This is a genomic window from Gordonia sp. NB41Y (genome assembly GCF_030718915.1).
GTDB classification, from domain to species: domain Bacteria; phylum Actinomycetota; class Actinomycetes; order Mycobacteriales; family Mycobacteriaceae; genus Gordonia; species Gordonia desulfuricans.
In genome coordinates this window covers 1,077,591-1,092,057 of record NZ_CP132196.1, presented here as the reverse complement: position 1 = coordinate 1,092,057, position 14,467 = coordinate 1,077,591, and the positions used below count along the sequence as shown (strand labels likewise).

Genomic DNA, 14,467 nt, shown 5'->3' with positions numbered 1-14,467 from the left:
ATGTCGGCGGCGCCGTGCCGTGTGGCACTCAGCCGCGTCGTCGGCCGGTGAGCCGGGTCGCGATCGCGAGCAGCACCAGGATCGCCAGCGCGGCGAGCAATCCGATCACGATCCGTACCGAGACGGGGGTGCCGTCGTCGGTGTGTGTCGGGGACGACGCCGCGGCATGCTCGGCCGCCGACTCGGGTTCGGCTCCCCGGGTGGTCGCCGAGGTGGACACCAGCTCTCCCACCGAGGTACCGGCGGGCGCGGCGAACCCGTAGTCGAGCAGGGAACCGGCCTGCGTCCAGTAGCTGTCGTCGGCGGTCGACAGGCCGTACATCTGCACGATCAGCACGGTCCGGCCGTCGCGTTCGGCAGCTCCGACGAAGGTCTTCAAGGCGTCGTCGGTGTACCCGGTCTTTCCGCCGAGAATTCCTGGATAGCCATCCAGCAGAAGATGATTGGATGTCTGCATCTCGTAGCCGGGGTGAGGCGTGTCGCTGATCACGTCCGACCGCGGCGGATAGCCGGGGAAGTGGTAGGTGGGCGTGGCGATGATCTCGCGGAAGGTCGGGTGGGTCATCGCGGCCCGGAAGACGAGCGCGAGGTCGTAGGGGGAGGTGCTCATCCCCGCGGAGTCGAGCCCCGACGGGGTGGCGGCCCGGGTGTCGAGGGCGTGCAGATCGTGGGCCAGCGAGTTCATCTTGGCCAGCGTCGCGTCGACGCCACCGAGTTGCCGGGCCAGCGCCATCGCGCAGTCGTTGCCGGAGACCACGAGCAGTCCGGAGACCATGTCGCGCACGGTGTAGTGCCCGCCGGGGCCCATCCCGCAGGAGTCGCCCTCGGCACTCCAGTCCTCGACGGTGGCGGTCACCGGGGCATCGAGGTCGAGCTCGTCGAGTGCGACGAGCGCCAGCAACACCTTGATCGTCGACGCCGGACGGTACCGCCCGTGCGGGTCCTTGGCGGCGATCACCGCCCCGGTGTCCATGTCGGCGATCAGCCAGCCCGCCGAGGTGAGCCGACCGGGGACCGGCCCGGCGGCCGGGTCGGCGATCACGCCGCAGCCGGCGAGACGGTCACCGCCGACGGGCGGATTCGGCACCGGCAGCGCGGTGGGCGTCGGCGAGCCCGGGGCGACGACCTCGGACGCATCGACCGCCGGTGCCGGGGCGACGCGATACGGGCAGTGGTCGGTCACCGGCGTGGGCGGGCCGGGGGCCGCATTGGCGGCGGCGGGCACCAGTGCCGCCATGGTGGCCACACAGACACCCGCCACGAACCCCCGGAACCGTCGCCGGTGCTGCGGGCGCGGATTCACCGGTCGGACACTACCAGCGGTCGCCGGCATGGTCCGGGTGTGGCGGTGAGCCGATGCACCCGACGCGGGATCCGCTCGGGCAGGGGGTGGTTCGCCGGGGTGGCCCGGGTACGTCACCGGGCGTGGGCGAGCGGGTCACAGGCAGATCGCCGTGGCGTGCGGTCCGTCCTGACTGTCCTCGGTGACCAGCTTCTCGCCGACGAAGACCGCACATCCGGCATGCCCGCCGTCGGCGACGAAGACGACCGCCGGGCGCGCCTGGCCGGTCCCGTCGGCGGTGTAGGTCAGCGAGCCCGACCAGAGCCCGGACTCGGGGTCACGATGGGGCAGGGGCAGATCGTCCTGGCGCCGGCGTTGCCCGGCGGCATCGAACCAGACGGCGCTGCCGGTCGCGGCGTCGGAGGTCAGGACGATCGTGACGACCGGCGGCGGGTCGGGTTGCGCCGCGGCAGGGGGCGTCGGGGGCGCGGTGACGGCCAGAACGGTGACCGCCAGGGTGGCGAGGATCTGTCCGATGGTGAGCAGGAACGTGCGGTGTGGATGCATGGACCCTTGGACGCACCGCACCCCCCGAGCGGTTCCCCGTGGGTGAAGATCGGGCCGGCCCCGACAACAGGAGAACCCACCACGGTTGTGCGGAACACAACGGTGGTGGGTTCACCCGGGCTGCAGAGAGAGACTGCGAGGTGGAGCGGGTCAGCGCGAGAACATCAGCGCGCGCTTGACCTCCTGGATGGCCTGCGTGACCTGGATGCCACGGGGGCATGCGTCGGTGCAGTTGAAGGTGGTGCGGCAGCGCCACACACCGTCGATGTCGTTGAGGATGTCCAGACGCTCCACGGCACCCTCGTCACGGCTGTCGAAGATGAAGCGGTGCGCGTTGACGATCGCCGCCGGGCCGTAGTAGCTGCCCTCGTTCCAGAACACCGGGCAGCTCGTGGTGCAGCACGCACACAGGATGCACTTGGTGGTGTCGTCGAAACGGGCGCGATCGGTCTGGCTCTGGATGCGCTCACGGGTGGGCTCGTTGCCACTGGTGATCAGGAACGGCTTGATCGCCCGGTAGGCGTCGAAGAACGGCTCCATGTTCACCACCAGGTCCTTCTCCACCGGCAGACCCTTGATGGGTTCGATGGTGATGGTGATGTCCTTGGACTTGTCCTTCGGCAGCAGATCCTTCATCAGGAGCTTGCAGGCCAGCCGGTTGACGCCGTTGATCCGCATCGCGTCCGAGCCGCACACGCCGTGCGCGCAGCTGCGACGGAAGGTCAGCGTGCCGTCGAGGTAGCCCTTGACGTAGAGCAGCAGGTTGAGCAGCCGGTCGGTCGGCAGGGCCGGGACGCGGAAGCTCTCGAACCCCTGTGCATCGGGCTTCTCCGGGTTGAACCGGTAGATCTTCAGCGTCACCATCGTCGCCTCGGTGGGGACGGGTGGCAGCGGCGGCTCGTCGGAGGCAGGAGCCGGATTGTCCATGATCGCGGTCATCAGTACTTACGCTCCATCGGCTCGTAGCGGGTCTGGATCACCGGCTTGTAGTCCAGCTCGATGTCCGAGATGAGGTCGGCGCCCTTCTTGTACGCCATGGTGTGGCGCATGAAGTTCACGTCGTCGCGGGTCGGGTAGTCCTCGCGGGCGTGTCCGCCGCGCGATTCCTTCCGGTTGAGCGCACCGACGACGGTGACCTCGGCCATCTCGAGCAGGAAGCCCAGCTCGATGGCCTCGAGGAGATCGGAGTTGAAGCGCTTGCCCTTGTCGTGGACGCGGACGTGGTTGTAGCGCTCCTTGAGGGCGCGGACGTCGCCGAGTGCCTGCTTGAGGGTCTCCTCGGTCCGGAACACCGATGCGTTGGCGTCCATCGAGGCCTGCAGATCGGTGCGGATGTCGGCGACGCGCTCGTGGCCGTGCTCGGAGAGGATCGTCTCCAGCCAGGAGTCGACCATCGCGGTCGGGGCCTCCGGCAGGTCGGTGAAGTCCACCGAGTTGGCGTACTCCGCGGCGGCGATGCCCGAGCGGCGGCCGAACACGTTGATGTCGAGCAGCGAGTTGGTGCCCAGGCGGTTGGCGCCGTGCACCGACACGCAGGCGCACTCACCGGCGGCGTACAGGCCGTGCACGATCTCGGTGTTGTTGCGAAGGACCTGGCCCTCGATGGTGGTCGGGATGCCGCCCATCACGTAGTGACAGGTCGGAAACACCGGCACCCATTCGGTCACCGGGTCCACACCGAGGTAGGTGCGGGCGAACTCGGTGATGTCGGGGAGCTTCTCGTTGAGGACGTCCTCGCCGAGGTGGGTCACGTCGATGTAGACGTAGTCCTTGTTGGGTCCGGCGCCGCGGCCCTCGAGCACCTCGAGCACCATCGACCGGGCCACGATGTCGCGCGGTGCGAGGTCCTTGATGGTGGGGGCGTAGCGTTCCATGAAGCGCTCGCCGTCGACGTTGCGCAGGATGCCGCCCTCACCGCGGACCGCCTCGGAGATGAGGATGCCGAGGCCGGCCAGGCCGGTCGGATGGAACTGGTGGAACTCCATGTCTTCCAAGGGAAGTCCCTTGCGGAAGACGATGCCCATGCCGTCACCGGTGAGGGTGTGCGCATTGGAGGTGGTCTTGTACATACGTCCCGAACCGCCGGTCGCGAAGATGATCGACTTGGCGTGGAAGACGTGCAGCTCGCCGGTGGCCAGCTCGTAGGCGACGATGCCGGTGGCAACCTTCTCGCCGGCCTCGTTCTCACTCAGGCACAGATCGAGCGCGTAGTACTCGTTGAAGAACTCGACGTCGTGCTTGACGCAGTTCTGGTACAGCGTCTGCAGGATCATGTGGCCGGTGCGGTCGGCGGCGTAGCAGGCGCGACGCACCGGCGACTTGCCGTGGTCACGCGTGTGCCCGCCGAAGCGGCGCTGGTCGATCTTGCCCTCGGGCGTCCGGTTGAACGGCAGGCCCATCTTCTCGAGGTCCAGCACGGCGTCGATGGCCTCTTTGGCCATGATCTCGACGGCATCCTGGTCGGCGAGGTAGTCGCCACCCTTGACGGTGTCAAAGGTGTGCCACTCCCAGTTGTCCTCCTCGACGTTCGCCAGTGCGGCGCACATGCCGCCCTGGGCGGCGCCGGTGTGGCTGCGAGTGGGGTAGAGCTTGGTGAGGACCGCGGTGCGGGCGCGGGGCGCGGCCTCGATGGCGGCACGCATACCGGCACCACCGGCACCCACGATCACGACGTCGTAGCGGTGTTCCTGCATGTGAATTGGTCTCCCTCAGTCGACGCGGATGTCTCAGTCGACGCTGTTGACGTCAAAGGTCAGCAGGACATAGGTGCCCAGGACCAGGACGATGATCATCGAAATGCCGAGCAGGACGTTCAGCCAGAACCGGGTGGAGTCCTTGCGCGTGTAGTCGGCGATGACGGTGCGCACACCGTTGCCGCCGTGCAGCTGGGCCAGCCAGAGCATCAGCAGATCCCACACCTGCCAGAACGGCTCTTTCCAGCGGGCGGCGACGAACGAGGCGTCGATGCGGTGCACGCCGTCGTCCCAGGCCAGCATGATGAACATGTGGCCGATGGTGAGGATGATCAGGGCGAGGCCCGAGAAGCGCATGAACAGCCAGGCGTACTTCTCGAAGTTGCCGCCCTTGCGGGCACGGGGAGCGCGCGGATTGTCCAGGCTGGCCGGACGGTCGTACTGGGTTCCCAGTGTCTTGGCGATGTTCGCCGAAGAGGTGGTCATCGGTGAGATCTCCTAGAGCGAGTGGGTGAACAGGATCTGCAGCAGACGGATCGCGCCGGCGGCGAAGACGATCACGAAGAGCGTCAGGATCACCCACAGCAACACGCGCTGGTACTTGGCGCCCTTGGACCAGAAGTCCACGAGGATGATGCGCACACCGTTGAATGCGTGGTACAGCACCGCGGCCACCAGCGCGATCTCCATGAGACCGATGAGCGGGGTCTTGTAGGTCTCGATGACCTCGGTGTACTTGTTCGGGTCGACCCGGATCACCGCGGTGTCCAGGACGTGGACGAACAGGAAGAAGAAGATGGTGACACCGGTGATGCGGTGGAGCACCCACGACCACATTCCTGGGTCGCCTCGATACAGGGATCGTTTACGCACCGGCTCCGGAGCGGTTTCGGTCGGGGTGCTCATTGCGAATTTGGCCTCCAACATCGTCGATGGACGTAGTGGGCCACCGTTTGGAGGCTCCACAAGGACCCATGACAGGAGACTTTAAACCTATGCTGTCGGCAGTCATAAATTGCCCGAACAGATTTGGGCGACAAGAGATTCCGACTTAGGTTTGCCTTACCATTCTTACTTGCGCGTGTGAGGTCATGGACATGCGCCCTCCCGAGGATGCCAGGAGTTGTAGATGCACGCCACAATTGATTGGAAAGTCTTGCGCGGCAAGGCAAATGAGATGATCCCGCGGGCATATGCCCGCTACTCGCACTACCCGGTGGGTGCCGCCGGGGTCACTGCTGAGGGTGGAATCGTCGTCGGATGCAATGTGGAGAATGTCTCATACGGCCTCGGGATCTGCGCGGAGGTCGCACTGGTCGCCGCACTGGTCTCCGGTGGCGGTGGGCGGTTGCGGGCGGTGAGCGTGTGTGACTCGCGGGGCGAGATCCTGATGCCGTGTGGACGATGCCGTCAGGTGCTCTACGAACACGGCGGCCCGGAGATGCTGATCGACCATCGCGACGGTCCGCGTCCGCTGGCGCGGTTGCTCCCCGATGCCTTCGGACCCGACGACATCGCGGCCGGCCGGATCGGAGGGGACCGGTGAGCGCGGTCGGGCTCGACCCGGTGTCGGTGATCGTCGCCAAACGGGACGGCCACGCCCTCGACGACGCACAGATCGCCTGGGCGGTGGACGCCTACACCCGGGGGGAGATGGCGCCGGAACAGATGTCGGCACTGCTGATGGCGATCCTGCTGCGCGGGATGGACCGCCGGGAGATCGCCACCTGGACCCGGGCGATGATCGAGAGCGGGTCGCGGATGGACTTCTCCGGACTGCGCCGCGACGGACGCTCGCTGCCGACCGTGGACAAACACTCCACCGGTGGCGTGGGGGACAAGATCACGCTGCCGCTGGCGCCGCTGGTGGCCTCGTTCGGCGTGGCGGTGCCGCAGCTGTCCGGTCGTGGCCTGGGCCACACCGGCGGCACCCTCGACAAGCTCGAGTCCATCCCGGGCTGGCGCGCCGACGTCCCGATCGACGAGATGACCGCACAGCTGGAGTCGGTGGGGGCGGTGGTGTGTGCGGCCAACCCCGATCTGGCACCGGCCGACCGCCTGCTCTACGCGCTTCGCGACGTGACCGGGACGGTCGAGTCGATCCCGATGCTGGCGGCCTCGATCATGAGCAAGAAGATCGCCGAGGGCACCGGGGCGCTCGTGCTCGACGTCAAGGTGGGCTCCGGCGCGTTCCTGCCCGAGATCGAGCGTGCGCGGGAACTGGCCGACACCATGGTCGAACTCGGGGAGCGTGCCGGAGTCGCGACCAGCGCCCTGCTGACCGACATGGACCAGCCGCTCGGACGGGCCGCGGGCAACGCCGTCGAGGTGGCCGAGTCGGTGGAGGTGCTCGCCGGTGGCGGACCGGCCGACGTGGTAGAGCTCACCGTCGCCCTCGCGGCCGAGATGCTCACCCTGGCCGGGCTGCCCGACGCCGATCCGGCCGCACATCTGGCCGACGGCCGCGCGATGGACACCTGGCGGGCGATGATCGCCGCCCAGGGAGGTGATCCCGATGCGCCGCTGCCGCGTGCCCGCCACACCGACACCGTGACGGCCACCGAGGCCGGTCGGGTGCGGCGGGTCGACGCCCGGGCGGTCGGGGACGCGGCATGGCGTCTGGGTGCCGGCCGCTCCCGGCCAGGGGCGGATGTGCAGGCCGAGGCCGGGGTGATCGTGCACGTAGCCACCGGCGACCCGGTGCGACCGGGAACGCCGCTGTTCACCCTGCACACCCGGACCCCGGAACGGTTCGACGCCGCCCGTGCCGCGCTGACCGGCGCGGTGACCCTTGCCGACCCGGAATCCGATCCGGTCGCCGCGCCGCGCGTGATCGAACGGGTTAGGTTCGGGGCATGACGTCGATGCCGCCGCGTTCACCGCTCGATCCCGCCGCCCTGCTGCTGGCCCCCAAGGTGCTCCTGCACGATCACCTCGACGGCGGTCTGCGCCCGTCGACGGTGCTCGACCTGGCTCGCGACAGCGGATACGGCGACCTCCCGGCCGACAACGCCGACGACCTCGCGCGCTGGTTCCGCGAGGCCGCCGACAGCGGTTCGCTCGAACGGTATCTGGAGACCTTCGCGCACACGGTCGGGGTGATGCAGACCGTCGACGCCCTCGAACGGGTCGCCCGGGAGTGTGTCGAGGACCTCGCCGCCGACGGCGTGGTGTACGCGGAGGTGCGCTACGCGCCCGAACAGCACCTCGAGCGCGGGCTGGATCTCGACGAGGTGGTGGAGGCGGTGCTGCGCGGGTTCGCCGAGGGCGAGGCCGCGGCCGCGGCGTCGGGCCGCACCATCATGGTGCGGTGTCTGGTCACCGCGATGCGGCACGCCGCACGGTCCCGCGAGATCGCCGAACTCGCGGTGCGCTACCGCGATCGCGGTGTGGTGGGCTTCGACATCGCCGGCGCCGAGGCCGGACATCCGCCGTCACGGCATCTCGACGCCTTCGAGTACATGCGGGCCAACTGTGCGCCGTTCACCATCCATGCCGGTGAGGCGTTCGGGCTGCCGTCGATCCACGAGGCGATCGGCTTCTGCGGCACCGACCGGCTCGGGCACGGCGTGCGGGTGATCGACGACATCACCCTGGCCCCGGGGTCGCGACCCGATGCCCATGAGTTCCCCGGTGCCGAACTCGGATTGATCGCGAACATCGTGCGCGACAAGCGGATTCCGCTCGAACTGTGCCCGAGTTCCAATGTGCAGACCGGTGCGGTGGCATCCTTGGCCGAGCATCCGTTCAACGTGCTCGCCCGGCTTCGGTTCCGGGTGACGGTCAACACCGACAACCGGCTGATGTCCGACACCACCATGAGTCGCGAGTTCGCCAAGCTCGCCGACCAATTCGGATACGGCTGGGCCGATTTCGAGCGATTCACGGTGAACGCCATGAAGTCGGCGTTCATCCACTTCGACGAGCGGCTCGCCGTGATCGACAACATCATCAAGCCCGGGTACGCGGTTCTGCTCGAGGGCTGACGCGGGGATCGGGCGGGCACGCCGTCGGCCACCGACTCGGTGCCGTGCTGATGGGACTGGCGGCGTTGCTCGCCCGTCGTCTACCCGGACGTCGATGACGCCGACGTGCGGGTAGACGTCCCGGGTCAGCGCTTCTTGGTCAGCCGGTCCTCGAAGTCGTGGACGAGGGCCCGCCACGCCTCCGACTCGTTCTCGAACGGCGCGCTCGGTGCCATCCGCTTGGGGTCGGGGTTGATCGCATAGTCGACGAACCAGCCCAGCGGAGTGTTGGCCCCCAGCGCCTCGCTCACCGCGTCGTCGTCGGCGTAGTCGGCCGCGTCGGTGAGCAATTCGACAGCCAGCTCGAGCTGGTTGCGATCGATGCGGCGCGGCCCGTCGGCGATGTCCTCGGCCAGGCCGGGCAGGACGTAGACGTTGTCGTCGATGACGTCGAACTCCAGCGAACCGTCGGTCGCGGCCACCTGGACCTCCTCGAACGTCGACACCCGGGCCAGATCGTGCGAGGTGTCGTCGGACAGGAACTTCGCCAGCGTCCGCGGTGAGCTGAACACGAAGATCTTTCCGTCCGAACCGAGGAAGACCGGATCGTCGCCGAGATAGCAGCGCAACGACAGGTACTCCCCGTCGCCGGTGACGATCCGGATCGGGTCGATACCGACCGACGCCCAGAAGTCGTCGTCCAGATCGTCCTCGTCGTCTGCTTCGTCGTCGTCCTCGTCGAGATCGTCCTCGGTCTCGTCGGAGTCCTCGTCGCCCTCGGTCTGCTCGCCGATCAGGTCGAGATCTTCCTCCGGCTCGTCCTCGTCCTCGGCCGACGCCGCGGCCTCGAGTTCGGCCTCGGCGGTGGTCACCGCATCGGCGTCGACGGTCGGGGTGCTGATCACGCCGTCGACGGCGTCGAGAACGTCGTCCCAGTGCTTGGCGATCAGACGGCCGATCCGGACCCACAGGTCCGTGCCGTCACGGCCCTCGAAGTTGCGGGTACCGGTGGTGACCGCACCCAGGATCGGGTTGCCGTTGAAGAACTTGGTGATGACGGTCAGCTCGCACACCTCGCCGAGGATGCGCACGATCTCGAGGGCGTCCTCGAGATCGGCGATGACCTCGGGGGTGGGATCCTCGGCGGCCAGCTCGGGCACCCCGACGAGGTCGTAGGTGCGCCGCTCGTCGGGGACGAGCTCGTCGGCGGCGAGGCTCTTGACCGTCTCCCATGCCGGATGCTCGGCGAGATCGTTGTCGTCGTCGGTGCGGATGAACGCGACCAGCTCGGCGACCCCGGGGAAGACGTAGAGATCCTCGTCCAGACCCAGGAACGCCTCCCACTCGTCGTCACCCTCGCGCCAGCGCGGGGCCCACAGGGTATAGGTGTTTCCGTCCGTGAGTCCGAGCTCGATGGGGACGATGTCTCCGGCCATGACGACACAGCCTACTGATCGAGACCGGGAACGGGGGTACTGGGCCCGCGACGATTCGGTGAACTGTTCGCCGCCCCCCTCATCGCGGACGGAAGAAGCCCTGGAAACCCTGTCCTGCGTTGGTCGTACGCAGGGCCGACACCTGCACGGGATCGCCGGCCTCCACCAGCTGCTGGTTCCCGATGTACATCGCCACATGACCGTCCCACACCGCGAGATCGCCGGGCATCAGATCGCCCTGGGCCACCGGTATCCCGGCGGTGTCCTGATCCTGTGCCAGTCGCGGCAACTCCATCCCGGCCTGGCGGTAGGCCCACTGGGTCAGCCCGCTGCAATCGAAACCGGCCGGGGTGGTGCCGCCCCACGCGTAGGGCACGCCCTGCTGACTCAGCGCGGCACGCACGGCCGTGGCCGCCCGCTCGTTCGGGGCATAGGCCACCGATCCGTCCGGCAGGGTGATCGCCACCCCCTCGCCGCGGGCCGGTCCCGCCGCCGAGACCGGTACGGCCGCTGCGGGGGCCTCGTGGTGGGTCAGGGCCATCAGGTCGGCGATGTCGCCGGACAGTTCGCCGCGGGTCCGGTCGACCACCTCCACGCCCCGGCCGATCAGTCCGACGGCGACGGGGACCAGCGTGGCCAGGCCCGCCGGGCCGAACGCATCGGGGCCCAGGGCGTCGGCCACCCGCGCGAACTCGTCGACAAGCGCGTCGAGTCGGTCGGCCGCCACCCGGATGCGCCCGGCGGCGGTCTCGGTGAGGGCCACGATCTGGGGATCGTCGTCGGTGATCGTGGTGGTCAGTGCCGCGGTGCGGCGGGCCGCATCCACCGCGGCGCCGCCACCGTCGCCCGACCATCCGCGGGCGACGGTGGCGCTCGCGGCGAGCGCGTCGTCGGCCACCCCCGCCAGGTCCGGGGCCAGGGCGGCCAGCGCGGTGACCGGATCGTCGCCGGGCAACCTGCCCGTCCCCAACGCGGTCAGCAGGATTCGCAACGGTGCGATCAGCAGGTCGACGGCCGACATCAGACCATCACCTCGATGTCACCGGCACCCGTGCGGGTCATGGTGTGCCCCGCCCCGGTGTCGGCGGCGACATACGAGCCGGCGGCCGTGGCGGTCTCGGTACCGATCCGTCGATGCCGGGCGGCGACGTCGGCGAGCCGGCGGCGGCGGGACTCGAGTACCTCACCGAGTGCGGCGAGGAACTCCGCACCGATCACCCCGAACGTCATCGTGAGCGGTCCGACGTCGACGGCACCGGCGTGGGCCGCCACACGTTCGGCGGTCGTCGACTGCCGGCCGGCGTAGGTGTGCAGGGCGTCGGGGGAGACGGCAGTGGGGGAAGCGGGGGTCGGGGAAGCGGGGGTCCCGGCGGTGAGGGTCCCGGAAGCGGTGGTCGGGTTCTGGGTCATGGGAACTTGGACGCAGCGGCGGGCGCCGGGGTTCCAGTCGGCAGCGGGAAATCGCGGTCACGTCCGTCCACCCCATGCGGCGGGCCGTGTCGGTGGCGGCGCACTAAAGTCTGTAGGCCATGCAGGTACACCTCGTCGATCACCCGCTCGCGGCGGCACGACTGACCACGATGCGCGACAAGCACACCGGCAACGCGGCATTCCGTGCGGCACTGTCGGATCTCACCCAGATGCTCGTCTACGAGGCGCTCGCCGACGCCCCGGTCGACGCGATCGGCATCGAGACCCCGATCAAGGCGTGTGCGGGCACCCGGCTGGCGGCGCCGCCGCTGTTCGTGCCCGTGCTGCGCGCCGGTCTCGGCATGGTGGAGCAGGCCCACGCGATGGTGCCCGAGGCGTTCGTCGGCTTCGTCGGCGTGGCCCGTGACGAGGCCACCGCGAAGCCGGTGCCCTACCTGGAATCGCTGCCCGACGATCTGGCGGGACAGCCGGTGTTCGTCCTCGACCCCATGCTGGCGACCGGTGGTTCGATGCTGCACACCCTCGACCTGCTGGTGGCGCGCGGCGCCACCGACATCACCGTGCTGTGTGTGGTTGCGGCGCCGCAAGGTGTTGCGACACTGGAGAATTCGGGATATCCGCTGCGACTGTTCGTCGGTGCGGTGGACGAGGGACTCGACGAGGCGTCCTACATCGTGCCGGGCCTCGGTGACGCGGGCGACCGCCAGTTCGGGCCACGCTGATCACCTCGGGCCGGCCCGTCGGCGGGGCGGCGGTGACTCAGGCCGCCACCGCCGACCAGCGGCCGTCGTGGCGGCGAACACTGACCGGATGGTCGAAGCAGGCGCTGATCGTCGTCGACGTCAGCGTCTGATCGACCTCGCCGGCGGCCACCACCTCACCGTCGCGCAGCAGCATCGCATGCGTGGTGCTCGCCGGTAGATCCTCGAGGTGGTGGGTGACCAGCACACTCGCGAGTCCGGGCACGTCGGCGCGCAGCCGATCGATCGCCGACAGCAACTTCTCGCGCGCCGCCAGATCGAGACCGGTGGCCGGCTCGTCGAGCAGCAGCAACGCCGGCTCCGGCATCAATGCCCGGGCGATCAGGGTGCGGCCACGCTCGCCCTGACTCATCACCGGCCACACCGACCCGCGCCGCTCGGTCATCCCGAGCAGATCCAGCAGATCGTCGGCGCGGGCGTGCTCGGCGTCGGTGTAGACATGCCGGCGGTCGAGTTCGGGAGTGTTGGTCAGCCCGGTCAGCACCACGTCGTGGGCGGTGATCGGGACGTCGATGCGCCAGCGCGGATCGACATGCCCGATATGGGTGCGCAGCTCGCGCATGTCGACGCGGCCGAGTCGCTTGCCGAGGACGTCGACGACGCCGGTGGTGGGATGCGAGCGCGCACCGAGGATCGCCATCAGCGTCGACTTCCCGGCACCGTTCGGGCCGAGCAGTGCCCAGTGTTCACCGGGATGCACGGTCAGGCCGACGTCGTGGAGCAGGGCGCGTCCGGACCGGATCACGTCGAGATGGGCGGCGTCGAGCACAGCTGGATCCGCGAGATGGGCACACATCGGCCAGGAGGTCCTCCGTCGGTGGGCCGGCGGTACCGGTCAGCTCAGGGACCAGTACGCCAGCATGGGCTCGTCGGCCAGCGTCGAGCCGTTCTGGCTGATCACCACGGAGCTCGGCGAGACCGTGTAGGTGGTCGAACCATTCTGCGCCACAAAGCTGTTTCCGACCTGCTGAGGGTAGCCGATCTCGATGGTGTTCCCGTCGGCGAGGCCCTTGTAGTACCACCGCCCGGTCTGGGCGCCGACCTGGCAGATCACCACCCGCGAACGGGTGGTCTGGCCGATCGCGACGGCCGGGTCGTCGGCGGCATTGCACCGCGGACCGCTCAGGAAGCCCTGCCAGTCGGCGCCGGACACGCTCACCGACGGCCGCGCCGTGGTGGTCCGCGTGGTGGTCTGGGTCTGGGTGGGAACCGGTGCGCCGCCCTGGGTCTGGGTGACCGTGCTGGTGAACGTCGACGTGGAGGTGGACGGCGTCGTCGACGTGGCGCCGGCCGAATCCGAGTCGGAGCTGTTGCGCGTCAGCGCCCACGCCGCGATCCCGGCGCCGATCACGACGAGAAGGCCGATCGCGATCGCCACCAGCACCACCGGCGACGACCACGGTGAGCGTGGCGGCTGCTGCGGCGGGGGCGTCGGATAGCCGTATCCCTGCGGGGGCCCGGGTGGATAACTCATCTCACAGTTCCCCCACGATCGTCGCGAGCAGTTCCCCCATCCGGGTCGCCGATGCGCGACCCACCTCGAGCACCTCGGCATGATCGAGGGGCTCGCCGGTGATGCCGGCGGCGAGGTTGGTCACCAACGACACCCCGAGCACGTCCAGGCCGGCGGCCCGGGCGGCGATCGTCTCGTGCACCGTCGACATGCCGACCAGGTCGGCGCCGATCGTCCGCAACATCCGGATCTCGGCCGGGGTCTCGTAATGTGGTCCGGGCAGTCCGGCGTAGACGCCCTCCTCCAGCGACGGGTCGATTCCGCGTGCGATCGCCCGCAACCGCGGCGAGTAGGCGTCGACCAGATCGACGAACTGCGCCCCGGCCAGTGGGGAGCGGGCGGTGAGGTTGAGATGGTCGGCGATCAGCACCGGCTGCCCCACGCGCATCCCGTCGCGCAGTCCGCCGGCCGCGTTGGTCAGCACCACGGTGTGCACGCCCGCCGCCGCGGCGGTCCGCACCGGATGCACCACCCGCGCCAGGTGATGGCCCTCGTAGGCGTGAATCCGCCCCAGCATCAGCAGAACCCGACGATCCCCGATGTGCACCGAACGGATCGAACCACCGTGACCCGAGGCCGACGGCGGGGTGAACCCCGGGATCGACGTCATCGGCATGGTGGCGGTGGCGGCACCGAAGGCATCGGCGGCCGGCGCCCACCCGGACCCGAGGACCACCGCGACATCGTGGCCGGCGGCATCGGTGTGAGAGGCGATCGTGGCCGCCGCGGCGATGGCCGCGGCGTCGGCGTCGACGGTGGGATCCATGATCGCAACCCTAATGCGCCGAGTACCGCTCGTGGGGGTTTGCCGACCCGCCA

Annotated in this window: 16 protein-coding genes; 4 read left to right on the top strand and 12 right to left on the bottom strand. The window is 69.1% G+C overall.

Features of this window, described 5'->3' with window-relative positions; all coding sequences use genetic code 11:
• Positions 1-28: 28 nt before the first annotated feature.
• The 6 genes from Q9K23_RS04645 to sdhC form a co-directional block, all read right to left on the bottom strand.
• Entirely contained in the window at positions 29-1,237 is a 1,209-nt protein-coding gene (locus Q9K23_RS04645; protein WP_305950535.1) for a D-alanyl-D-alanine carboxypeptidase family protein, read from the bottom strand.
• A gap of 201 nt (positions 1,238-1,438) precedes the next feature.
• Positions 1,439-1,849: a hypothetical protein gene (locus Q9K23_RS04640; RefSeq protein ID WP_053777727.1), complete on the bottom strand. Its 411-nt coding sequence runs from the start codon at positions 1,847-1,849 to the stop codon at positions 1,439-1,441.
• A gap of 150 nt (positions 1,850-1,999) precedes the next feature.
• Positions 2,000-2,788 (bottom strand): succinate dehydrogenase iron-sulfur subunit, encoded by a 789-nt coding sequence (locus Q9K23_RS04635; protein WP_020793415.1) that lies wholly within the window; start codon positions 2,786-2,788, stop codon positions 2,000-2,002.
• On the bottom strand, positions 2,788-4,542 hold the full coding sequence (sdhA, locus tag Q9K23_RS04630; RefSeq protein WP_020793414.1) for a succinate dehydrogenase flavoprotein subunit: 1,755 nt from the start codon (positions 4,540-4,542) through the stop codon (positions 2,788-2,790). The genes Q9K23_RS04635 and sdhA overlap by 1 nt, the downstream gene beginning before the upstream one ends.
• A gap of 33 nt (positions 4,543-4,575) precedes the next feature.
• A complete protein-coding gene (locus tag Q9K23_RS04625) occupies positions 4,576-5,028 on the bottom strand; it encodes a succinate dehydrogenase hydrophobic membrane anchor subunit (RefSeq protein WP_020793412.1) in 453 nt (150 codons plus the stop codon).
• Positions 5,029-5,040: 12 nt separating this feature from the next.
• Positions 5,041-5,448 (bottom strand): succinate dehydrogenase, cytochrome b556 subunit, encoded by a 408-nt coding sequence (gene sdhC, locus Q9K23_RS04620; protein WP_053777728.1) that lies wholly within the window; start codon positions 5,446-5,448, stop codon positions 5,041-5,043.
• Positions 5,449-5,671: 223 nt separating this feature from the next.
• Between sdhC and Q9K23_RS04615 the strand changes: the two genes are divergently transcribed.
• Genes Q9K23_RS04615 through Q9K23_RS04605 form a run of 3 tightly spaced genes read left to right on the top strand, consistent with a single transcriptional unit; the run spans position 5,672 to position 8,528 of the window.
• Positions 5,672-6,088: a cytidine deaminase gene (locus tag Q9K23_RS04615; protein WP_053777729.1), complete on the top strand. Its 417-nt coding sequence runs from the start codon at positions 5,672-5,674 to the stop codon at positions 6,086-6,088.
• Positions 6,085-7,401, top strand: coding sequence for a thymidine phosphorylase (locus tag Q9K23_RS04610; RefSeq protein ID WP_305950408.1), 1,317 nt, complete (start codon positions 6,085-6,087; stop codon positions 7,399-7,401). Before Q9K23_RS04615 ends, Q9K23_RS04610 begins: the two co-directional genes overlap by 4 nt.
• Positions 7,398-8,528 (top strand): adenosine deaminase, encoded by a 1,131-nt coding sequence (locus tag Q9K23_RS04605; RefSeq protein ID WP_053777730.1) that lies wholly within the window; start codon positions 7,398-7,400, stop codon positions 8,526-8,528. The genes Q9K23_RS04610 and Q9K23_RS04605 overlap by 4 nt, the downstream gene beginning before the upstream one ends.
• A gap of 125 nt (positions 8,529-8,653) precedes the next feature.
• Here Q9K23_RS04605 and Q9K23_RS04600 read toward each other — a convergent pair whose 3' ends face one another.
• From Q9K23_RS04600 to Q9K23_RS04590, 3 genes are all read right to left on the bottom strand, one after another.
• Positions 8,654-9,943, bottom strand: coding sequence for a hypothetical protein (locus tag Q9K23_RS04600; RefSeq protein WP_020790765.1), 1,290 nt, complete (start codon positions 9,941-9,943; stop codon positions 8,654-8,656).
• 79 nt (positions 9,944-10,022) lie between these two features.
• Complete coding sequence (locus tag Q9K23_RS04595; RefSeq protein WP_162128786.1) at positions 10,023-10,964, bottom strand: C40 family peptidase; 942 nt, start codon at positions 10,962-10,964, stop codon at positions 10,023-10,025.
• A complete protein-coding gene (locus Q9K23_RS04590) occupies positions 10,964-11,353 on the bottom strand; it encodes a type VII secretion target (RefSeq protein ID WP_305950407.1) in 390 nt (129 codons plus the stop codon). Before Q9K23_RS04590 ends, Q9K23_RS04595 begins: the two co-directional genes overlap by 1 nt.
• A 119-nt stretch (positions 11,354-11,472) precedes the next feature.
• Here Q9K23_RS04590 and upp point away from each other — a divergent pair, with 119 nt between their 5' ends.
• Positions 11,473-12,096: a uracil phosphoribosyltransferase gene (gene upp / locus Q9K23_RS04585; RefSeq protein WP_053777889.1), complete on the top strand. Its 624-nt coding sequence runs from the start codon at positions 11,473-11,475 to the stop codon at positions 12,094-12,096.
• A 37-nt stretch (positions 12,097-12,133) separates the two neighbouring features.
• Here upp and Q9K23_RS04580 read toward each other — a convergent pair whose 3' ends face one another.
• From Q9K23_RS04580 to Q9K23_RS04570, 3 genes are read right to left on the bottom strand one after another with little or no spacing between them, the layout of a single operon-like run.
• Positions 12,134-12,931 carry an ATP-binding cassette domain-containing protein gene (locus tag Q9K23_RS04580; protein ID WP_053777888.1) on the bottom strand — a complete coding sequence of 266 codons (798 nt, stop codon included), beginning with the start codon at positions 12,929-12,931 and terminating at the stop codon, positions 12,134-12,136.
• 39 nt (positions 12,932-12,970) lie between these two features.
• Positions 12,971-13,609, bottom strand: a complete 639-nt coding sequence (locus Q9K23_RS04575) for a hypothetical protein (RefSeq protein WP_053777887.1) — start codon at positions 13,607-13,609, stop codon at positions 12,971-12,973.
• Position 13,610: 1 nt separating this feature from the next.
• A complete protein-coding gene (locus tag Q9K23_RS04570) occupies positions 13,611-14,414 on the bottom strand; it encodes a purine-nucleoside phosphorylase (protein WP_305950406.1) in 804 nt (267 codons plus the stop codon).
• Positions 14,415-14,467 lie beyond the last annotated feature (53 nt).